The organism is Agarivorans sp. Z349TD_8 (assembly GCF_050870825.2).
Classification (GTDB): domain Bacteria; phylum Pseudomonadota; class Gammaproteobacteria; order Enterobacterales; family Celerinatantimonadaceae; genus Agarivorans.
On record NZ_CP194037.2, the window covers coordinates 1,147,392 to 1,168,666 of the forward strand.

Sequence of the window (21,275 nt, forward strand, 5' to 3'; positions counted from 1 at the left end):
TGTTTTAAAAGGTGTGGCTACAAAGAACTGCGTGGCGGAATTGCCACATTTGCAAATAAGATCCCCCCAACAATCGACATGAAAATTAAGAAGGTTTGTGAGCCGATGTTGGGAATACTGACCAATGATTCGCCAAATACCATAGAGTTTAAACTAAGGTAGGCTTTGCTACCTGGGACTAACAACACAATCCCTTGTAGCAGTACCACTGATGCGGGGGATTTGGTGAGTTTGGCAAATAAGTTGGCATATAGCGTCACCACGAAAGCGCCCACGAAGGGGCCTAAGGCGTCGCCTAAATAGATACTGCCAAGTAATGCGGATGCATAGGCGATAGCTCCCGACAATAAGCCCCAAATCATATCTTTATTGCGCATCTTAAACACAATGCTTAGGCCAAGAGAGAGCAGCAAAACTCCCAACCATTTAATCCACCAAGTGCTGGTGGCGTATTGATGTAAATCTACTTGTCCCCAGACCAGAGAACCAATCGCCATCCCTAATACGGCACCAAAATACAGTTTAAATAACACCATGCTGCCATCCATTACTCGCGCAGTTCCCGACATTAATTCACGAGCAGCCAGCTCGGTGAGCCCAAGCGTAAGCGATAAGCCGGGGATTAGGATGATGATGGAAGATAAGATAACAATGCCAATATCAAGCTCGGGCAAAAATTGGCCTAGCGACACCGCGACAAAGGAACAGACCAAGGCGGCAACGGGTTCTAAGGCTTCTGAAAAATCGTCTGAGCGTTCTGCCTGTCGGGCTAAGTAATAACAGACAATGCTTAATAGGCTGGCACATAAAATGGTGAGCCAATCGGCAGCCATTAACATCGCAAAGCCGCCGCCAGTAATCGCGTAGGCTCCAAGCATGATCATTGGCGGATAGGGTTCGGGAAATTGCGCCCATTTGTTGAGGCTATCCATCGCTTCGCCGAGCGTGATTTGTTGGTTACTGACCTTTTCCACCAATTGGTTGGTTCTGGCGAGCATTCCCAAATCGATTTCACCGGGCTTGACACGCATCACGTAATTATATTCTTGGGTATCATCGGGCGCCCAAAGTACAAAGGTGAGTGAGGTCGGCGTGACCAAAAAGTAGCCGTCCAAGCCAAGAGTTTCGGCAACATTTCGTAGATGAGACTCTAAACGAAAGGCTGGGGTGCCATATTTATGCAGAGCTTTGCCAAGTTTAATAATGAAGTTTCTTTTTACTTCAAACAGTGATTGTTTCAATGTGGGGCTTGCTAAAAAGTGGAGATGGCTAATTGTATATCAGTCGGCACACATTGGTGTATAGCACTGGCTAATTAAATCGAGTTTGATTTCCTTTGAAGGTGATTTAGCCGCTAAGTGCTGCCTTGTTTCAATATTCATCCGCTGATCTTGCGAATCATCTCAAAAAGGACTGCACGGACGGTAAATTATTTGTTAGTTGATTAAATTTAGACGATTTTTGAATGAAATAGCGTACAGATGTAGTGGGATCATTTACTATTTAACTTTGTTCTATCTTTTCTTACGCGCTGTCTCGGAGGACAACATGCCTACAGGTAAATATTTACGCTGGAAAGACGAAAATGGTAACGAATTTCGCCCAGTTTCAATTTCTGGAACCGCACTACTGAACGATCGCACTTTGAATAAAAGTACCGCCTTTAGCTACGAAGAGCGAGAAGCCTTTAACTTAAATGGTCTGTTACCTCCCAAGCCACAAACTTTCGATGATCAGTTGCAGCGAGTCTATCAAGGCTTTTTAAGTGCTTGTAGTGATATTGAAAAATATCAATATCTACGGGCTCTGCAAGATCGCAACGAAACCCTGTTTTATGCCTTAATTTCACGCCATGTTGAAGAAATGACGCCGATCATTTATACCCCAACCGTGGGTAAAGCCTGTCAAGAATTTAGTCATCGCTATCAAAAAGCCCGTGGTTTATATGTGACCGCAGATAACATCGATCACATGGGAGAAATGGCACGCCATTTTGCCGGCAAAGAAATTAAAATTATTGTCGTGACCGACAGTCAAGGGATCCTCGGCTTGGGTGATTTAGGCATCGGTGGTATGGGGATCCCCATTGGCAAGTTGTCTTTGTATACTTTAGGGGCAGGCATTCATCCTGCGCATTGTTTACCAGTGGCTCTTGATGTGGGAACGGATAATCAAGATCTATTGGCAGACCCTATGTACTTGGGGATGCCGAAGAAGCGGATGCGAGGTGAGGAATACCAAAATTTCATCGAAAAGTTTGTAGCGCAAACTAAGTTACATTTTCCTAAAGCCGTCTTGCAATGGGAAGATTTTAGTAAATCGAATGCCTTCGATAATCTTTCAAAATATGAAGATGTATTACCTTCATTTAATGACGATATTCAAGGCACCGGTTCGGTGGTATTGGCAGGGGTGATTGGTGCAACCAAAATTAAGGGTGAAACCTTGGCTGACCAAGTGTATGCGGTTTATGGCGCAGGTGCTGGTGGGGTCGGCGTTGCCGATCAAATTTTTGCGGGTTTACTCAAAGAAGGCTTAAGCCATCAAGATGCGCGTGACCGAATTTATATTTTAGACTCTCGCGGCGTGGTGTTTGATAACCGCGAAGGTTTAGATGATTATAAAAAGCGTTACGCCAAACCAATTGGTTTTGCCGAGGATTGGCCTTTGGCCGAAGCAGGAAAGGCCAGTTTAAGTGAACTAATCGATAACGTTGCGGTGACCGTGTTACTTGGCTGTAGTGGTGTCGGCGGGGCATTTAAAGAAAGTCATGTGAAGAAAATGCTCGATTATACTTCGCGGCCAATGGTGTTTCCTTTGTCTAACCCGACCAGCAACTGTGAAGTCTTGCCCGAAGAAGTCTACCGTTGGACCGATGGCCAAGCCATTGTCGCAACCGGAAGCCCCTTTGATGATGTAGAACACAATGGTCAGCGCTACCGAATTGGTCAGGGAAACAACGTATTCATTTTCCCTGCTGTGGGCTTAGCAACCATTGTTTCTGGGGTGAAAAAAATCACCATGGAAATGTTTACCACCGCATCGTTTGCGTTAGCTGAGTATGTTTCGCAAGAAGATCTAGACAGTGGTTGTGTATTCCCAAGAATGCGAGAGTTAAAAGAAGTCTCTAGTTTTGTGGCTAAAGCAATTTTGAAACAAATTAAAGAGACCGATCCAGATGGCTGCCTTAGTGGCAAAGATATAGAGCGTGAAATTGCCGATCATATGTGGGAGCCGATTTATCTGCCTTACCGCCGGGTATAGTAGAAAAATTTCTTCATCATGATCAGTAAGGGCCTTAGGGCCCTTACTTGTTTTTGGGCCAATTTAGGTGCACCATTACGTCTGGCACGGTATCGCTGTGCCAGAACATTCTCAGGGCGGGGTGAAATTCCCCACCGGCGGTAGTTAAGTTTTCTTAAAAGCCCGCGAGCGCTCAGTTTATTCTGGGGTCAGCAGATCTGGTGCCGATTGAGTCCATGACCCAAGCGAAATCCAGAGCCGACGGTAATTTACAGCTGTGCTGTAATCAGTCCGGATGGAAGAGAATCAACAAGTAGTATTTGCAGTACGGCAACTAAGCGTAAGCTTATTGCTGTGTTGTTGGATTGGTGCTGCTTTAGATAAAAAAGCATAAAGTGTCACTTTATGTTTCAATTCCTGCGTGCCCTGATTCTGGAAAACCTAATGTTGTTATTAAAGGATTTTAACCATGAATCAGTCTTTACTTGCCCAATATGGCAATTCTAATCAACGTGTTGATGCTGCGCTTGACGCGCTTCGCAAAGGCCAAGGCGTACTGGTGGTCGATGATGAAGACCGTGAAAATGAAGGCGACCTAATATTTTCCGCCGAGTCGTTAACTCAGCCACAAATGGCGATGTTAATTCGTGAATGTAGTGGCATCGTCTGCTTGTGTTTAAACGATGATAAAATCAAGGCTCTCGATTTACCGCCCATGGTGAGCGATAACTCTAGCCAGTTTGGTACCGCTTTTACTGTGAGCATCGAAGCAAAACAAGGGGTGACGACCGGAGTGTCTGCGGTCGATCGACTGACCACCATACAAACTGCGATTGCTGATGATGCCAAGCCGAGTGATTTAGCTCGCCCTGGTCATGTATATCCACTGAGAGCCCAACCTGGCGGAGTATTTACTCGCCGAGGACATACCGAAGGTACGGTCGATTTGATGATTTTAGCAGGGCTTAAACCGGCGGGCGTCTTGTGTGAAGTCACCCTAGCGGATGGCACAATGGCGCGATTACCTGAAATCGTTCAGTTTGCCCAGCAACATGGTATGCCTGTATTGACGATTGAGGATATCGTTGAATATCGCAGAGCTTTATTAAGCCAGGTCGGTTAAGCTTCAAAAGCTTTCCACAGCGCAAATAAAAGGGGCCGAGGCCCCTAATCGATTTAAGCGTTTAGTACTTATTGTTGTTGTAATTATGTAAAATGACTTTAATTTTATTCTAACTAAATAAAAAATATATGCAGTCCAGAATTAAGGTATTTTATGGCTTATTTGTCAATAATGTGACTTGAGCTGGATTTAATATTGAGAGCATAATTCTCTTTCAAAGTGCAGTCCCCGCCAGTATATATTCAATGCTTGATAATTCTTCAGTGCTAAAGTCTAGCTTATCAAGGGCTTTCACCGAATCGTAGAGTTGTTCGGTGCGACTCGCCCCGATTAGGCAGGTCGTGACTGCATCATTACTCAGGGTCCAGGCGATGGCCATTTGCGCAAGGCTTTGTTGACGAGCTTCCGCAAGTTGATTTAACGCTGCCACTTTGGCTATTTTTTCTGCAGAAATATCGCTTTGTTTTAGATGAATGATCTCGTTGCGCGATGCTCGTGAGTTTTCAGGGATCCCATTTAAGTACTTATCCGTTAAAACCCCCTGTGCCAGTGGCGAGAAAACAATGCTGCCAATACCCTGTTGTTTTAAGACATGGCACAAGCCATCTTCTATCCAGCGGTCAAACAGATTGTAACGTGGTTGGTGAATCAGCAGCGGTGTGCCGAGCTGTTTTAAAATAGCCGCTGCTTGTTCGGTCTGTTCGGCAGAATAGTTGGAAATTCCGATATATAGGGCGCGACCCGAGCGCACTAAATAATCGAGAGCCTGCATGGTCTCTTCTAGCGGAGTCTCGGGATCCGGTCGGTGGTGATAAAACACATCAAAATAATCTAATCCTGTGCGTTTTAGGCTTTGATCACAGCTCGATACTAAGTATTTACGCGAGCCGCCACTGCCATAAGGGCCTGGCCACATATCGTAGCCAGCCTTACTGGAAATAAATAGTTCATCGCGGTAGCCAGCCAAGTCTTGTTGCATGATTTTGCCGAAGGTTTGTTCTGCTGCCCCGTAACTAGGACCATAGTTATTAGCTAAATCAAAGTGATTAATGCCTAAGTCGAAGGCGGTTCGCAATAGGTTTCGAGCATTTGCCAGTGGATCGCTTGAGCCAAAGTTTTGCCATAAGCCAAGCGCAAGTCGGGGAAGTTGTACACCACTCTGTCCACAACGCTGATATTGCATCTTATGGTAGCGTTCGGGCTTCGCCACGTAGATAGGATTAGGGGTTGTTGTAATCAATGAGTCATTTCCAAACAGCAAGTACTATCGTATTATAAATAAAATTATTGATAAGCGCGAGCCCTAAGTCGCGCGAAGGTCGTATTATTTGTTTGATTTATAGACGTTGCACTTGAACCCGCAGATGGCCAGTATTGTTGCCGTAGTAGCTATTTAAGTCGTTGGCAAATAAACATAACTCTCCAGTCTTGGTGGCCGTGAACTGGATCCGATTCCCCACATAGAAGGCGTCTTCATCACTGTCATCAATAGTGGCGCATAAACTAAACCAATCGGCATCTGGCACCCGCCGATATGCCTCACTAATTTGTATGGGAAGCTCGCCTAGACCCAGTTTCACATCACTGCGATCCCAGCCCTCACCATCAACCTCTTGCAAATTGCCGTCTTTCCAACGTGCTTGATGGGTATTCTCAATTAAATATTGTTTGCCTTTCACTAAGATGATCCCAGTATGATTGTATTTTCGATGCGCTAATACTTTGCTTGTGATGGGCTGTTCGGCCAGTTGATAGTTGTTTAATAAGCCGAGTTCATGAACGGCGGTCCCTTGAGATGGTTCTGGTGCGGTGCGCCAAGGGTCATACATGATTTGGTGTGAGACATTTTTTAGCGATTTGGGGCGATAATTACGATCCCCAGCGATACGTAAAGCGACGGAAATGTGAACCTTCGGTTTGATATTGGGTGATACTTGGTCATTTTCTAAGGCGCAGCACAAGCGGTCATCAACGGTGAAAAGTGTTGCTAAAACGCCGCGTTGTTGTTGATGATTCACCCCGTAGCAATAGGGTTCAATTAACATGTCATCGATACTAATGTTTAAGCGCGAGTTATCGGGGAAAATACTTAAGTAATCGATGGTGGAGGGGCTGTTAAATTGAATGTTTAAGTCGTCGAGGTTCTCCAGCCAATCCATGGCAAAGCGTAAACTGGTATCGGATAAGCCATCATAATTATACCCACCACCTACGTCGGAATGGGCGCCTGCAAACCATATTTCGGTTACTCGTTTATCGATATTCATTAAGGTCGGTTGAAAAGCGGCCCGTTTATCATCAAGTGATAGCATATGCAGTGCATGGCAAACTTTGTTTGGGAGAGTATGACCATATTCAAAAACAACGTCAGTGCTGGGGCGTTCGGATTTTTTCAAGTTGGGCAGTCCAATGGAGGCGACGGTATCAAATACCACTTCGATGATCTTGAAACTGGCCTTGGGATAATCACGTGAAATAATTGAGGCAAAACGTCGTGCTAGTGCAGCCCCGCGACTGAAACCAGTAATTAGAACTTGTTCGGGGGGATGCAGCTGATAGTGTTTGGCAAAGTCTTGCTTGGCAGAGGCTAAGATGGTTTTTACATCTGAATTTTCTAAGGCTAAGCCGGCATTAAATTTACGTTCAAAGTAATTTCCATAGGTTCCCACGCCTTTGTAATAAAAGCTGACACAGTGCTTACCTAAGTCGCTTTTCCCATTGTGATCTTTTAAATTGCCGCCAAGTAGTAAATGTAGCTTGAGGATATTGGTGATGCTGTCATCTTCAACAACACCACTGTCTCGCTTGTCTTGCATTGCATCTGCAGGTTCGTTATCTGTACCATCAAAGTTGAATATTAGTAGGTTTTCCATTGTTGCTATCTCCTTGGTTATTTTACTAACCCTAGTTGGCTAATTAATAATCAGCAAAGTAATCGAGGTGAAGATAAGCTTGGTGCCCGAAGGAGGGAAAATACCGTTGGATACAGGCCCACTCATCCGCTCGATATCTAGCTTTGAGGGGCCAAGAATAGGGGGATCAGTTTCGTCAAATGAATAGCCTTACAACGGTTTATTGTTTCTTGCATCAATAAGCCGAGAGGCGTTTGCTTTAGAGTGATGTTTTACCCGTGTGGATGATTCTTAAAAGGTTGGTAAATTCAATCTGTTTGCGTGTTTTTAGCGATGCTTGTGTTGGCGTTATTGAGAGCCTGTACCCGCACTGTGGGCATGCTTGAGCAGACCCAAGACCGTGCACCTATTTGTGCTAATTATGCGGGGATTTGGCAAGTGATTTCTTCCACTGATGCTGCCGACGGTCATGGCAGTGGTCGTCGTATCAAGCCGCTCTTTCCGTCAGCCAGCAACAATGCAACTGAACGCTAGCCGATGGTATTTGAGGCCGCATTCAAGCGCAGTCAATCAATGCCGCCAATAGAGCTTACAGGAGGTATTCTTAGTCTAGCAACGGCAGATTAGCGGCGCCTACCAGTGGCAGTGGAGTTATGGCTGTGTTACTTGCTCTGGCAGCACTCAGGTGGCGGGGCGTATCTTGGCGGGTTTAGTTGCCACACCACTAAAGGCGGGCATACTTGGCGTTATTGGAATGGGATATCTAGTGAAGTATTAAGGGGTATTTCTCGATTTTTAAGCCCCAAACTGAGTTTTCCAATTCCCCTTGATAGCGGGGTCGATCAGAAACCTGCGCCAATCGATAGTGGCTCAAGCATCGTGATTTGTGCTCTGAAGCGCACGCTCTAGCTGGGATAGGCTAAGCGAGCACGCATTGAATGTACTTCCCATCATGTAAAAAAGACTTGCCTGAGGCAAACCACTTCGATTGAATGAGCGCATAACTCATTTCAGAGAATGATATGAAGCTTCAGGCTATTACTTATTTCAATGAGCTGGTTCGTTCACGTTCGATTCGACAGGCATCGGAAACTTTAGGGGTTTCTCCGACCGCGATTAGTCGTCAGCTGGAAAACTTGGAACACTATTTTGGTGCGCCCTTAGTGACCCGAGGTGCGCGAGGTATTATGTTAACCGCAGCAGGGGAGCTGCTAGCGACTCGTTCTAAAAGTATGATGCGTGATCTCGATAATGCCCGCCAAGTGATCGATGATCTGCGAGGTCTTAAGCGTGGTCATGTGTCGATCCATATTAACGGCGCAGCAATTAATGCCATCTTGGCTCCTGCGTTGTCGGAATTTTATAAGCTGTATCCAGGGATATCGATTGTGGTGACGGTTTCATCGGCACAAGAAGCCAAGAATGCGGTGATTAATGGTGACACCGATATGGCTGTCACGATGTTCTCCTCTCCCGACTCAAAAATGGATGTGCGCTTTAAGCTGCCGATTCACCATGAAGCGATAATGGCAGCTCATCACCCGCTCGCTAAGTTTAAGCAGATTTCCTTAGAGCTGATCCGCCAACATCCGATTGCGATGCCAGACCACTCATTTGGGATCCGGCGTAATTTTGACCAGCGCCAACGTTCTGCTGGTTTTGTGCCAGTGGAGGCGGTGTTTACAACCTCGTCTCTTGAATTACAAAAGGAACTCGCCCTGCGCGGCGCAGCGGTGCTGATTTTACCTGCGATGTCGGTTATTCGTGAAATTAAGGCCGCAGAGCTTGTGGTTCGCCCTTTTGTTGAGGCATCCGAAATCGTAACCGCGCTGCAGCTTGGACGAGCGATGACGACAGCGCCAAGCTTTGCCGCTGCTAAATTAGCCGATTTTCTAGAAGAATTTTTGCCAGAGCAAGCGCAATCGATGCAGCGAGCCAATCGTTAAATGAGTGGGGGCTAGAGGTATAGTATATGAGTTACGCATTCACTGAAAAATTGTTGACTTAGGGCTGACGCGGCTCGCCATCAAGCCAGCGAACTTGCTGATTTGTTTAGAAGGATCTTTCATCGACTAAACGGGTCAAGCCGCGATAAAATTGCTTAAGCTTTAGAAACAGTGCAACGGTTTTAGTTGCACTGTGCGCTAATAAATCTTATTGCATTTACACTACGTTCTCGGGCAAGGTAAAGGCATAACGAACAGAAAGGGTTTCTAAAACCACTATCAGAGGTTTCCGTTTTATGATACGTAATTTTCGTTCTCTCTTGATTGCGACAGCAGCCATTGGATTGTTTGCGACGGGCAGTGTGATTGCTCAGCCACGCAGTGACCTTATTTTAGGCATGAGCTTAGAGCCTTCTGGTCTTGACCCGACAGTTGCTGCGCCAGTGGCCATTGGACAAGTGGTTTGGCAAAACCTTTTTGAAGGTTTGGTTGCAATTGACCAAAACGGCAACATTGAGCCTCAGCTTGCCGAAAGCTGGCAGATTTCTGATGATGGTTTGACTTACACCTTTGATATGCGTGATGGAGTCGCTTTCCAAAATGGTAAATTGTTCAATGCGGAGACCGCGAAATATACCCTTGATCGACTACTTGCCAATGATTCGGTTAATCCACAAAAAGTGCTCTATAAGCCGATTAAAAGTGTTGAGGCGCCCAATGCGGATACCTTGGTTCTCAAACTGTCGAAACCATCTGCAGATTTGCTTTATTGGTTAGGTTTTCCTGCTGCAGTCATGGTTGAGCCCTCAAGTGAAGCAACAAATGCTACCCATCCAATTGGGACGGGCCCGTTTCAATTTCTTCATTGGAAGAAAGGTAATCAGGTGACGTTGGTCAAAAACAACAATTATTGGGGCCAAGCAGCACTACTGGATAAAGTCACTTTTCGTTTCATTAGCGATCCACAGGCACAAGCCGCGGCACTTAACTCCGGTGGGATTGATGCGATCCCAGAATTTAACGCACCAGAGTTGGTGAGTCAGTTCAAACGCAATCAAGCCTTTAGCACCGTTATCGGAACCACCAGTATGGAAGTGGTTGCTGGTATGAACAGTGCTAAAAAGCCATTTAATGATGTTCGGGTGCGTCAGGCACTGATGATGGCGACGGATCGTCAAGCCATTATTGATGCCACCAACGAAGGTTTTGGTACGCCAATTGGTAGTCATTTTTCCCCGTCCGATGCGGGTTATGAAAATCTGACGGGGGTATGGCCCTATGATCCAGTGAAGGCCAAGCAACTACTCGCCAAAGCGGGCTATCCGAATGGCTTCAGTTTTACCATGAAAATGCCGACCCGAACCTATGCTGAACGCGCAGCTGAGATCATGCAGGCCTACTTTTCTATGATAGGCGTGACCATGAATATCGAAACCTCCGAGTTTCCTGCGAAGTGGGTTCAGGATGTTTTTAAAGACACCAACTACGATATGACGGTGATTGGTCATGCAGAGCCTCTTGATATTGGGATTTATGCACGCCATCCGTACTACTTCAATTATCAAAATCCTGAGTTTGATGGAGTGATGGCGGCCATCTCTGATGCAACAAGCGAAGCTGAACGGATTGCGGGATACCAGCGCGCCCAGCAAATTCTCGCCCAAGACGTGCCGGCGTTGTTCCTTTACGCCGCACCTAAGATCGGTATATGGAAAAAAGATCTTCAAGGGATGTGGCGCAATGAGCCAGTTCCATCGAACGATGTTAGCGCTGCTTACTGGCGCGAATAAGCGTGCCGAGTTCCAAAAGTAAACGCAGTCAACAGCGAGCAACATACATTCAAAGGTGAGAGCCAATGCGCCATATTATGCAATCGCTGGTAGGGTTAATCGTCACCCTGCTGGTGGTCTCTTTTGTCATTTTTTTAGTGATGGAAGCTGTGCCAGGGGATCCTGCTGAAATCATACTCGGTATGTCTGCAGCGCCCGATACATTAGAAGCACTCCGAAGCCAGTTGGGATTAGATCAATCATTTCTGGTTCGCTATGTAAACTGGCTGGTCGGTTTATTACATGGAGATTTGGGAAACTCTTATACTTATTCTACATCGGTGGCGCAGCTGATTGGTGAGCGACTCACTGTGACACTGCCGCTGACTGGGCTGGCGGTGTTTCTTTCGGTGCTGATTTCACTGCCTTTGGGGGTGATTGCTGCCGCAAAACCCAACGGTATAGTTGATATCTTCGCTTCCTTATTCTCGCAAATTGGCATAGCAGTTCCCAATTTCTGGATCGGCCTATTACTGATCCTTGGCATCTCACTCAGTTTTGGTTGGTTTCCCGCGGGTGGTTTTCCTGGCTGGGAGGCGGGTTTTTGGGCTGCGCTTCAGGCGCTAATTCTCCCTTCCATTGCATTGGCAATTCCGCAGGCGGCGGTACTCACACGAGTCACTCGGGCTGCCGTGATAGAGGTGACCAATGAGGATTTTGTGCGCACCGCTCGAGCCAAAGGCGCAACGCCAAACCAAGCGCTTTGGCGGCATATCATGCCCAATGCCCTGATCCCTATTGTGACCATGTTGGGGATGCAAATCTCGGTTTTAATCGCTGGAGCTGTACTCGTAGAGAATGTGTTTAGTCTACCGGGGATGGGCACGCTGGCTTACCAAGCGCTGGCACAACGTGACCTGATTGTAATTCAAAATGTGGTGTTATTCTTTGCCGCCATTGTGATGATTATTAACTTTATTGTTGATGCCTTGTATACCGTACTTGACCCAAGACTGAGGACTCGCCGATGAAACGTCTTCCTTGGTCGCTGATCATTGGTGGCTCGATTACCACGGTGCTTGTGATTGCAGCCATCCTTAGTCAATTTTGGACACCATTCGATCCTACGGCGATCAACATCATGAATCGTTTGAAAGGACCGGGAGTGGGTGGTTTGCTCGGCGCTGACCATTTTGGGCGTGACGAACTGTCGATGATTATGGCTGGAGCCTGGGTGTCTCTCGGGATCGCTTTTTCGGCGATTACTATCGGCGGGTTGATTGGCACAGTGCTTGGTGTGGCAGCGGCCTGTAAACGAGGCCGATTTGAATCGCTGGTGATGCGCGTGAATGATGTGTTATTTGCTTTTCCGCCTGTTCTCTCTGCGATTTTGCTGGCAGCAATTCTTGGTGGGGGACCGACCACCACGATTGTTGCCATCGCACTGTTTATGATCCCGGTGTTTACGCGTGTGACCCGTGGTGCAGCCTTACAAATCTGGGCTCGAGACTACATTCTTGCAGCGCGTATGGCTGGTAAAACCAATACCGGGATCACCATTGAACACGTGATTCCGAATATTGCGGCGCAAATTATTGTTCAAGTGGCAATTCAAACGGGCCTTGGCATTTTGACCGAGGCTGGCTTGTCATTTCTTGGCCTCGGCATCGCGCCTCCCACGCCGAGTTGGGGACGCATGTTGGCAGATGCGCAGACTTATCTTTCTATCGCCCCTCATCTGGTGTTGGTGCCTGGTTTGGCGATTTGTACCGCGGTACTGGGTCTTAATTTGTTGGGTGACGGGCTACGCGATCTTACGGATCCGAGAAGGGGGCAATCAACATGATGCTCGATATTAAAGACCTTCGGGTGAGCTTTCAAAATGGCGATGGCCAAGAAAATGAAGTAGTGCATGGCATCAATCTGTCGCTCAACAAAGGTGAAACGCTGGGAATTGTTGGAGAGAGCGGCTCCGGAAAATCAGTATTGTCGTTGGCCACAATTGGCCTGCTTCCTAAGACTGCAAAGGCTTCTGGCGAGATCCTTTTCAAGGGCGAAGATATTTTAAGGATGACCGAGCGGCAGCTGTGTGCATTGCGTGGTTCTCGAATTGGAATGATTTTTCAGGAACCAATGACCGCGCTCAACCCTGCGATGAAAGTAGGAAGTCAGATTGCCGAAGGCCTAAGGTTGCACCGTCATCTCAGTCGTAGAGAAGCAAGTGCGGAAGCGCTTCGCCTACTGGAGATGGTGCGGATCCCCGATGCTAAGCGGAAAATGCATTGTTATCCTCACGAAATGTCTGGCGGGCAGCGCCAGCGTGTTGGGATTGCGATTGCGCTCGCACTTAAACCGGATCTGTTGATTGCAGACGAACCAACAACCGCCCTCGATGTCACCGTGCAGGCTGAGATCTTGGACATTCTTGACGATCTAGTGAGTGAGTTGGGGATTGCCTTGATCTTGATTTCTCATGATCTTGGGGTGATTGCTCGTATCGCCGACCGAACGTTGGTGATGTATCGCGGCAATGAAATGGAGCAAGGGGAAACTGAACGGGTGTTACGAGAGCCGAGCCATGAGTATACCGTTAAGCTTCTCTCTGCCTTGCCACAACGGGTGCGAATGGGGCTTGAAATCACCACGCCAAATTCAGAAGGTAAGGCATGAGCAAAAAAATTCTTGAAATTATTGGCCTGACACGTGAGTTCAAGCTTGCTGATACTAGCGTGAAAGCACTTAACAATGTATCGCTATCACTTGAAAAGGGACAAATACTTGGGGTGGTTGGTGAAAGTGGCTCAGGCAAGTCAACCCTTGCTCGTATCGTGATGGCCTTGGATAAGCCTAGCGATGGCAATGTGCTGTTTGAAGACCAAGATATTTTTGCGCTTACCTCAGCCAAGTTACGCCGCCTGCGAGCCGATTTTCAAATGATATTTCAGGATCCTTATGGGTCCTTGGACCCGCGGCATAAAATAGCTCGGATCATCGCTGAACCTCTTCATCTAGAAGAAAACGCCCCAAAAGGTAACGCGCTTAGGGCGCGTATCGCAGCGCTGCTTGAAGAGGTGGGTCTAAGCGCTGACGACATGGACAAATATCCACATGAGTTTTCTGGTGGTCAACGACAACGCATCGCCATTGCGCGGGCACTGATCACCAAGCCTAAGTTAATCGTCGCAGACGAAGCTACTTCTGCCCTCGATCTGACGGTGCAAGCTCAGATCCTAAAGTTGCTTGTGAGCATGCGCGATAAGCACGGTATATCGGTGCTGTTTATTACTCACAATATCGGCGTTGTTGATGAAATTTGCGATAGCGTTGTTGTAATGCAATCCGGCCAGTTGGTCGAGATCGGCCCGGTTCGGCAGGTCCTCGATAATCCTCGTGAAGCGTATACCAAACGACTGCTGTATGCCGAACCCACGCTTAAACAGATTGGTCGAAAAAAGTGTCGGCAAGATCCAATGGCTCTCTGAGCGCTTAGCAGCCAAGACCTTTCGACTTAAGCTATTAATATTAGATGGATTTCGTAAGATGATCGATTTTTCAAAGTTAAACACCCGCGCCCTCTTGCAGGCTTATGCCAATGGCGATACCACGCCTTCCGAATATATGCGCTGGCTGATTGAGCGGGTTGAAAAAATAGAGCCACAGGTTTGCGCACTTTATGCTTACAAGCCTGAACAAGCCATGCAACAGGCGGAAGCGTCGACTCTGCGTTGGCTTAAGGGGGAAACGCTTGGTCCGCTCGACGGCGTACCTGTTACCGTGAAAGAGTTGATTGCCACCCAAGGCGATCCAATCCCGATGGGGACGGCAGCATCAGATAAAGCCCCAGCAAGCGAAGACGCCCCAATCGCTGCACGTCTAAAAGAAGACGGTGCGATCATCTTTGCCAAGACCACTTGCCCGGACTACGGCATGTTATCGTCTGGTTTGTCAACCTTTCACCATTTGAGCCGTAATCCGTGGGACTTAACTCAAAACCCAGGAGGCTCTTCGGCCGGGGCCGCATCGGCGGGAGCAGCAGGTTTCGGGCCATTGCATATTGGGACCGATATCGGTGGTTCAGTCCGCCTTCCTGCTGGCTGGACCGGACTGTTTGGCTTTAAGCCAAGCCTTGGGCGAATTCCAATTTATCCCTATTATACGGGGCGTTCAGCAGGCCCAATGACCAAAACAGTTGATGATGCGGTGATGGTCATGCCAACTTTAGCAAAACCAGATTGGCGAGATGCCACTTCGCTTAAGTTCGAAGCCTTGGATTGGAATGTTCCGCCTGCAGATGTTCGCGGGATGAAAATCGGTTTGCTCTTAGATGCGGGTTGCGGCATTGAAGCGGAGCCAGAAGTGAAAGCCGCAGTGCTTGAAGCGGCTCAACGATTTGCCAGCGAGGGGGCCGAAATCGTTGAAATAGATCCGGTTCTAAAAAGGGAATGGCTAGATGGCTTAGACGTATTTTGGCGCAGCCGTTTCTGGGGAAGCATGCTAGAACTGAGCAATGAGAAGCGCCAATCGATACTTCCTTATATTTATGAATGGGCAAAAACGGGGGGAGACGCCAGTCCGCTGGATGTAGTGAAAGGCTTCGATGCTACTTTGGCAATGCGAGACCGCTGTGCGGAGGTCTTCACCGAAGTTGACGCAGTGCTTTCTCCGGTGAATCCCAATGTTTCTTATCCGGCAGAATGGGCGTCACCAACCAACGATCCTCAGCAACCGTTTGAGCATATCGCGTTTACCGTGCCATGGAATATGGGAGAGCAACCCGCCGCCTCGATCAATTGTGGTTTCTCTAACAGTGGGATGCCGATTGGCTTACAGATTGTGGCCCCACGGTTTGAAGACCTAACAGTAATTGCATTGGCGAAGGCTTACGAAAATTGGCGTGGGCCAATAAGTAATTGGCCTGAGCTCTAATCAAACACTTTCGATCGTATCCGGCTCTTCACCGAATGTAGTGGAAACACTTTCAACAAACATTAATGAGCGAGATAATAAGTAAACGTTCATGAATACCTCGCGACCATGCAAGACACGACGCTTTATCAATCTATTCTTGGATTAACTCATCCTTGGGCTGTTTCATCTGTTGAACTCAATGAGTCAACCCAAACCATCACCGTACGCGTTGACTATGACCGAGGTTCATTAACGGCTTGCCCCTCTTGCGGTAAGGCTGTTCGTCGACACGATACTCGGCGGCGGGTTTGGCGACATTTAGATACCTGTCAGTTTGAAACACGTATTGAGGCTGAAGTACCTAGGGCTGATTGCCCCGAGCATGGGGTACAAACACTTCAAGTGCCTTGGGCCACGAGTAAGAGCCGCTACACAGAGCTGTTTGAGGCTCGCGTTATAGAGATGCTTAAAGTCAGTTCATTATACGCGGTGAGTAAAACCTATCGGCTTAGCTGGGGAGCCATTGACCGGATGATGACTCGGGCCGTTCAACGTGGTCTGACAGCCAGAACCACCATCAACTACCAAGACCTGTTGGTCGATGAAACGGCATTTAAGAAAGGCCATGACTATGTCACGGTATTATCCAATCGTGATGGTCAGGTGATATCGGTTGAAGACGGTCGAACAGGCCTGAGCTTATCTGCTTGCTTTAAGGCATTGCCCCCTGAGTCAACAATGGTTACACGTTCCATATCGATGGACATGAGCAGAGCATATATAAACGCAGCATATGACTACTTCGGTGAGCGGGCTAAGCAAATGATAGCCATAGACCATTTTCATATCGCAAAGGTCCTCACTAAAGCGGTTAATGAAGTGAGAAAAAGCGAACTCATGGCGTTGCCCCAGCATTTAAAAAGAGAGTGCCACCAAACACGGTATGGATGGTTAAAACGAAACAGCCACCTACATGGGACATTGAGAGAAAGAGTGAGTGCGCTGGCCAAAATGATGCAAAACACAGGCTTGAGCTGGATATTTAAAGAGCAAGCAAGAGCCATTTGGTATGGCGATGCAGCTAACGCCAAAGCGGCTTGGAATGATTGGTTAGCACTCATAAAGGTCAGTCAAATCAGGCCGATGATGACAGCAGCAGAAACCGTGAAAACGCACTTAAAGGGCATCATCAATGCGATGCGTTATAAGGTATCAAATGGCTTAGCGGAAGCGATAAATGGAAACATTCAGCGCCTAAAAATACGTTCGATGGGTTTTAGAAATAAAGAACGCTTTAAGCGAGCTATTTTATTTCACTTTGGAGGGCTTGATATGACTTTCCACCAAGAACGGTGAAGAGCCTCGTATCCACAGTACTGTTCCCAGAATAAGGGGCGGGAATGGTGTTGTGGCTTGAAATGGTGATATTCCTAAGTGGACCACTTTTAGTCAGCGCATAGCATTTGCTCAGGTTTTGACGCGCTTCGCACAGAGAAACAAGGATAAGCGTCGCTAAAGCCAGTTTCTGCAAACGTGGTTGGATACTTCTTGTATGATTTTTGCGCAGCACCCTCTGTTTCGCGATAAAAGCTATGTTATCCTCGTAAAGGCCTTAGCTGCTCAATAGAAAACAGGAGGTGAACAGAATGGCGATTAAGTTCAGTGATATCTTGGATTTGTTTGAGTTGGTCAACTTTGGCTCGCCATTCGAACATCAAGGATATATTTGCAAAGTATCTGGTAAAAGCTATTTTCACTCTGAATTTGGCGATAACGAAGAGGCGTTGCCCGATGATATTGATGATGAGAAATATCTAGCGATTCCTGATAAAAATGACCTAGCTTTAGGTTCCGAGCTGGTTTTTGACTTTGTGCAGCAATATTTGCCGTCAGAGTATGACCATATCCGTTCGATTTTTCGACATAAAGGCGCCTATTCAAGGTTCAAAGCGTTGCTGGAACACGCCGAAAAAATTGAAGCATGGTATCAATTTGAAGCAGAGCATACTGAATTAGCCTTGCGGGAATGGTGCGCCGCGCAAGATATTGAAATTATCGGCTAGTAGTTTTTCTAATGCAGTATCATGGCCCCAAAATTAGCTAATACGTGGGATTAGGGGATGATTTTAGATACTGGGTGTTATTTTTTACTGGCGATTCACCCGCTGACTCGTTAAATCAATGGGAAAACCCATTGTACGGTTCTGAATAAAATTACAATTTCGAATCGACAACGATGAATCATTTCCATACTGTAAATGTAACTACAGAATTAATTTATATTTATACGACAGTCTCTGAACCAGCATCGGTGTTGCTCTTTTTGTTTTGGGTTGATGGGGATAGTTTTAAAATAATACACTGGCTCATATTCCAATTCGCAGCGATGCTTCATACAAGTGTCTAGAGTGGATGGATTGGCGAGGCAAACTATTTCGCTGATAAGGGCTGGCAATACCTCAATTTTTAACCACAGGTCGGAGAATAACAATTGCGTAAATTTGTGGCGTTTCTTTCAGATAAAAATAAAGACCTTTTTAGTGAGCAATTGTTACTTGCACATATCAAGCATTTACAGCAACTTGATGCATCAGGCAAGCTTCATTTATGCGGACCTTTTACCGACAATGATTCAGCCATTCAAATTTTAATGGTGCAGAACATTGAAGAGGCAACGGCGCTTGTAAATCAAGATCCATTTGTACATTACGGGTATTATAAAACGGTCGAAATTAAGGAATTGATTGAAGCAAATGCGGATAACAATTGGCTTACGAGTCATCCACAGACAGAAGAAAAACGAAATTAATGCGCTTGTATGATTGTTTGGCTTAAGCTCTCAAGTCAAAATTTAATCATTAAATTCTGGTTTTCAAATGCGTATCTCGACTGCATTTGAATACTTTTTTCAGTGAGGTGCAAGATTCCGGTGCCATGCGCCCACGGCTAAACGCGATAATGACTCGCGTCAGAGGACTGGGGGAACGCTTAATTTAGTGATCAGCGTAACCCCAAAATATGCAGAAAAGCAGCGCCTTAGGCGGCTTTTATCGATTTGGTTTTTGCCTTCGATTTGGCCTTCGACTTACGCTTGTTACTTTGGCCTTGTTGTTCGGCAAGCACCAGTTCAATCTTACGTTGCTCCATGTCGACTCGAGCTATTTTCACTTGGATTTGTTGGCCGATGGCATAGCTTTTACGGCTATTCTCTCCGGTTAAACGCTGTTTAGCGGCATCAAAATGATAGAAATCACCTTGTAGCGCAGAAACATGCAGCGCACCTTCGACACCGCTGTCTTGCAGCTCGATATATAAACCAAAGTTGTTCAGGCCACTGATCATACCGGTAAAGCATTCGCCCACACGGTCTTGCATATATTCGCATTTTAACCAGGCATCTACGTCCCAGCTGGCGGCATCGGCACGACGAGCGACTTGCGAGCAATGCTCGGCTAAGATCAACATTTGCTCCGTTTGATAGGGATAGTTGACCTTTGGTGCCGAACTAGGTGCGCCAGCAATACGGCGAACGGGATCTAAGCCTTTACCACTCATGCTTTTTAAGGCGCGGCGTAGTAAACCGCCGCTCTCTTTGGCTCGGATCACCGAGCGGATCGCACGGTGGACCAATAGGTCGGGATAGCGACGAATGGGCGACGTAAAGTGCGCATAGGCGTCAAAGTTTAGGCCAAAGTGACCTTGGTTTTCGGGGCTATATATTGCCTGACTCATTGAGCGTAGCAGAATGGTTTGGATCACTTGCGCATCGGCGCGCTCACTGGTGCTGCTTAGTAAGCGATTATAATCTGCAGGAGTGGGGGCTTCGCCACCGCCCAATTGTAATCCTTGTTCGCCAAGAAAAGCCCGCAAGCTGGTGAGCTTCTTCTCTTTAGGGCCTTGGTGAACCCGGTATAAGGCTGGCAGTTTGAGTTGCTCTAAGAAGCGAGCAGTGGCGACGTTGGCGCACAGCATACATTCTTCAATTATTTTGTGAGCGTCGTTGCGAACCACCGGTACGATCTGTTCTATTTTTCGTTGTTGATCAAATTTGAAGCTGGTTTCCTGGGTTTCAAAGTCAATGGCACCGCGCTCATTTCGAGCCTCACGTAGCACTGCGTACAAGCTGTGTAAGTCGTGTAGCTGTGGCAGTACCGCACGATAGTGCTCGCTTAAACGGATACCTTTGCGGCTGTCACTGCGTTCTAAGATACAAGCCACTTGGCTATAAGTGAGCCGAGCGTGAGAGTGAATCACCGCTTCAAAAAATTGATAGTTAGCTAGTTGGCCAGTGGCGTCAATATTCATCTCACAGACCATGACGAGGCGATCCACATGCGGATTTAATGAGCACAGACCGTTGGAGATGGCTTCTGGCAACATCGGAACCACATGCCCCGGAAAATACACCGAGGTGCCGCGTTTTTGTGCTTCTTCGTCTAAGGGGCTGTTTGGGTGGATGTAATGCGATACATCGGCAATGGCCACTAATAAACGCCAGCTACCTTTGGCAGCGGGTTCGCAAAATACGGCGTCATCAAAGTCTTTGGCGTCTTCCCCATCAATGGTTACAAAGGGGGTGGTACGTAGATCGACACGGTGGCGCTTATCTTGTTCACTCACTTCACTGGCCATTTTTTTTGCTTGCTCTAGCGCCGCTTGTGGCCAGATATGCGGGATCTCATGGCTACGGATCGCCACGTTAATTTCCATACCGGGTGCCATAGGGTCACCGATTACTTCGGTAATTTTTGCCATGGCGTTATTACGCTTGTAGGGATAGCTAATAAGCTCGGCCATCACATATTGACCCAGCTTCGCACCGGCGAGTTGAGCGACAGGCACTTCAATACGATGAGTGATCCGCTGATTTTCTGGTTCAATATAGTGTTGGCCATCTTGCGATTTTAAACAGCCGATAATGCGGTGCGTATTTTGCTCGAGGATCTTGATGATACGAGCTTCTTCGCGACCTCGGTTATTAAAGCCATTGGGTAAAGCTTGCACCACATCGCCATCAAATACCTTGGCCATTTGGCTACTATGCAGCACAAAATCAGTGTCGCGCCCAGGGCATTTTAGAAAGCCAAAGCCTTCTCTATGACCAATCACTGTACCGGTGACGAGTTCGCTATCGTCCACTGGCCAATAGGCTCGGCGACGATCACTGTGAAGCTGGCCATCACGGCTCATCGCGATTAAGCGACGGCGCAGTGCTTCTAAGTCATCCTCGGTACTGAGCCCTAATGCACTGGCGATTTTTTCGCGAGTGAGGGCTTCACCGTGTTGGTCGAGTAGGGCGATGATCGCGTCGCGATCAGGGATAGGATTCGCATATTGCTGCGCTGATTTGCTAGTTGCTGAGTTTGAGTCTTGACTCATCGTTATTGCTCTCTTTAATTCGGGGCCAATAACCTTGCACTAGATGAAATGTTCT

The 21,275-nt window shown here is 47.2% G+C and carries 17 protein-coding genes and 1 riboswitch; of the genes, 13 read left to right on the forward strand and 4 right to left on the reverse strand.

Annotation, left to right across the window (positions count from 1 at the left end; genetic code table 11):
* Positions 1-17: 17 nt before the first annotated feature.
* Positions 18-1,241 (reverse strand): threonine/serine ThrE exporter family protein, encoded by a 1,224-nt coding sequence (locus ACRRS1_RS05120; protein WP_432468255.1) that lies wholly within the window; start codon positions 1,239-1,241, stop codon positions 18-20.
* 307 nt (positions 1,242-1,548) lie between these two features.
* On the opposite strand from ACRRS1_RS05120, the gene ACRRS1_RS05125 reads away from it, so the two are divergent.
* Together ACRRS1_RS05125 and ribB are read left to right on the forward strand one after the other, a co-directional pair.
* Entirely contained in the window at positions 1,549-3,264 is a 1,716-nt protein-coding gene (locus ACRRS1_RS05125; RefSeq protein ID WP_432454222.1) for an NAD-dependent malic enzyme, read from the forward strand.
* Between the two features lie 103 nt (positions 3,265-3,367).
* Positions 3,368-3,554, forward strand: a riboswitch (FMN riboswitch).
* Positions 3,555-3,712: 158 nt separating this feature from the next.
* Positions 3,713-4,366 (forward strand): 3,4-dihydroxy-2-butanone-4-phosphate synthase, encoded by a 654-nt coding sequence (ribB, locus tag ACRRS1_RS05130; RefSeq protein WP_432461078.1) that lies wholly within the window; start codon positions 3,713-3,715, stop codon positions 4,364-4,366.
* Positions 4,367-4,580: 214 nt separating this feature from the next.
* On the opposite strand, the gene mgrA is transcribed toward ribB, so the two are convergent.
* Complete coding sequence (gene mgrA, locus ACRRS1_RS05135; RefSeq protein WP_432454220.1) at positions 4,581-5,606, reverse strand: L-glyceraldehyde 3-phosphate reductase; 1,026 nt, start codon at positions 5,604-5,606, stop codon at positions 4,581-4,583.
* Positions 5,607-5,703: 97 nt separating this feature from the next.
* Positions 5,704-7,239: a phospholipase effector Tle1 domain-containing protein gene (locus ACRRS1_RS05140; protein ID WP_432461079.1), complete on the reverse strand. Its 1,536-nt coding sequence runs from the start codon at positions 7,237-7,239 to the stop codon at positions 5,704-5,706.
* 321 nt (positions 7,240-7,560) lie between these two features.
* Here ACRRS1_RS05140 and ACRRS1_RS05145 point away from each other — a divergent pair, with 321 nt between their 5' ends.
* The 11 genes from ACRRS1_RS05145 to ACRRS1_RS05195 all read left to right on the forward strand — a co-directional run bounded on the left by ACRRS1_RS05145 (position 7,561) and on the right by ACRRS1_RS05195 (position 18,650).
* A complete protein-coding gene (locus ACRRS1_RS05145; protein WP_432458812.1) occupies positions 7,561-7,752 on the forward strand; it encodes a hypothetical protein in 192 nt (63 codons plus the stop codon).
* A 488-nt stretch (positions 7,753-8,240) separates the two neighbouring features.
* Positions 8,241-9,164 (forward strand): LysR family transcriptional regulator, encoded by a 924-nt coding sequence (locus ACRRS1_RS05150; protein WP_432458813.1) that lies wholly within the window; start codon positions 8,241-8,243, stop codon positions 9,162-9,164.
* 296 nt (positions 9,165-9,460) lie between these two features.
* Positions 9,461-10,954, forward strand: a complete 1,494-nt coding sequence (locus tag ACRRS1_RS05155) for an ABC transporter substrate-binding protein (protein WP_432458814.1) — start codon at positions 9,461-9,463, stop codon at positions 10,952-10,954.
* A gap of 65 nt (positions 10,955-11,019) precedes the next feature.
* Positions 11,020-11,964, forward strand: a complete 945-nt coding sequence (locus ACRRS1_RS05160; protein WP_432454216.1) for an ABC transporter permease — start codon at positions 11,020-11,022, stop codon at positions 11,962-11,964.
* Complete coding sequence (locus ACRRS1_RS05165) at positions 11,961-12,779, forward strand: ABC transporter permease (RefSeq protein WP_432454215.1); 819 nt, start codon at positions 11,961-11,963, stop codon at positions 12,777-12,779. The genes ACRRS1_RS05160 and ACRRS1_RS05165 overlap by 4 nt, the downstream gene beginning before the upstream one ends.
* Positions 12,776-13,603 (forward strand): ATP-binding cassette domain-containing protein, encoded by an 828-nt coding sequence (locus ACRRS1_RS05170; protein WP_432458815.1) that lies wholly within the window; start codon positions 12,776-12,778, stop codon positions 13,601-13,603. Before ACRRS1_RS05165 ends, ACRRS1_RS05170 begins: the two co-directional genes overlap by 4 nt.
* The gene (locus ACRRS1_RS05175) at positions 13,600-14,415 is read left to right on the forward strand and encodes an ATP-binding cassette domain-containing protein (RefSeq protein ID WP_432458816.1); all 816 of its coding nucleotides are present in this window, start codon (positions 13,600-13,602) and stop codon (positions 14,413-14,415) included. Before ACRRS1_RS05170 ends, ACRRS1_RS05175 begins: the two co-directional genes overlap by 4 nt.
* Positions 14,351-15,859: an amidase gene (locus ACRRS1_RS05180; RefSeq protein ID WP_432468254.1), complete on the forward strand. Its 1,509-nt coding sequence runs from the start codon at positions 14,351-14,353 to the stop codon at positions 15,857-15,859. The genes ACRRS1_RS05175 and ACRRS1_RS05180 overlap by 65 nt, the downstream gene beginning before the upstream one ends.
* A gap of 108 nt (positions 15,860-15,967) precedes the next feature.
* A complete protein-coding gene (locus tag ACRRS1_RS05185) occupies positions 15,968-17,197 on the forward strand; it encodes an ISL3 family transposase (protein WP_432467308.1) in 1,230 nt (409 codons plus the stop codon).
* Between the two features lie 314 nt (positions 17,198-17,511).
* Positions 17,512-17,904, forward strand: coding sequence for a UPF0158 family protein (locus ACRRS1_RS05190; RefSeq protein WP_432458818.1), 393 nt, complete (start codon positions 17,512-17,514; stop codon positions 17,902-17,904).
* A 428-nt stretch (positions 17,905-18,332) separates the two neighbouring features.
* Positions 18,333-18,650, forward strand: coding sequence for a YciI family protein (locus ACRRS1_RS05195; RefSeq protein WP_432454208.1), 318 nt, complete (start codon positions 18,333-18,335; stop codon positions 18,648-18,650).
* Between the two features lie 227 nt (positions 18,651-18,877).
* On the opposite strand, the gene rnr is transcribed toward ACRRS1_RS05195, so the two are convergent.
* A complete protein-coding gene (gene rnr, locus ACRRS1_RS05200; protein ID WP_432468253.1) occupies positions 18,878-21,220 on the reverse strand; it encodes a ribonuclease R in 2,343 nt (780 codons plus the stop codon).
* Between the last annotated feature and the right edge of the window lie 55 nt (positions 21,221-21,275).

Excerpts from the sequence above, each read along its gene's own strand:
- rnr (WP_432468253.1), bottom strand. The coding sequence starts at position 21,220 with ATGAGTCAAGACTCAAACTCAGCAACTAGCAAATCAGCGCAGCAATAT.
- ACRRS1_RS05185 (WP_432467308.1), top strand. The coding sequence starts at position 15,968 with ATGCAAGACACGACGCTTTATCAATCTATTCTTGGATTAACTCATCCT.
- ACRRS1_RS05140 (WP_432461079.1), bottom strand. The coding sequence starts at position 7,239 with ATGGAAAACCTACTAATATTCAACTTTGATGGTACAGATAACGAACCT.
- ACRRS1_RS05150 (WP_432458813.1), top strand. The coding sequence starts at position 8,241 with ATGAAGCTTCAGGCTATTACTTATTTCAATGAGCTGGTTCGTTCACGT.
- ACRRS1_RS05160 (WP_432454216.1), top strand. The coding sequence starts at position 11,020 with ATGCGCCATATTATGCAATCGCTGGTAGGGTTAATCGTCACCCTGCTG.
- ACRRS1_RS05175 (WP_432458816.1), top strand. The coding sequence starts at position 13,600 with ATGAGCAAAAAAATTCTTGAAATTATTGGCCTGACACGTGAGTTCAAG.
- ACRRS1_RS05170 (WP_432458815.1), top strand. The coding sequence starts at position 12,776 with ATGATGCTCGATATTAAAGACCTTCGGGTGAGCTTTCAAAATGGCGAT.
- ACRRS1_RS05165 (WP_432454215.1), top strand. The coding sequence starts at position 11,961 with ATGAAACGTCTTCCTTGGTCGCTGATCATTGGTGGCTCGATTACCACG.
- ribB (WP_432461078.1), top strand. The coding sequence starts at position 3,713 with ATGAATCAGTCTTTACTTGCCCAATATGGCAATTCTAATCAACGTGTT.
- ACRRS1_RS05155 (WP_432458814.1), top strand. The coding sequence starts at position 9,461 with ATGATACGTAATTTTCGTTCTCTCTTGATTGCGACAGCAGCCATTGGA.
- ACRRS1_RS05180 (WP_432468254.1), top strand. The coding sequence starts at position 14,351 with ATGCCGAACCCACGCTTAAACAGATTGGTCGAAAAAAGTGTCGGCAAG.
- ACRRS1_RS05125 (WP_432454222.1), top strand. The coding sequence starts at position 1,549 with ATGCCTACAGGTAAATATTTACGCTGGAAAGACGAAAATGGTAACGAA.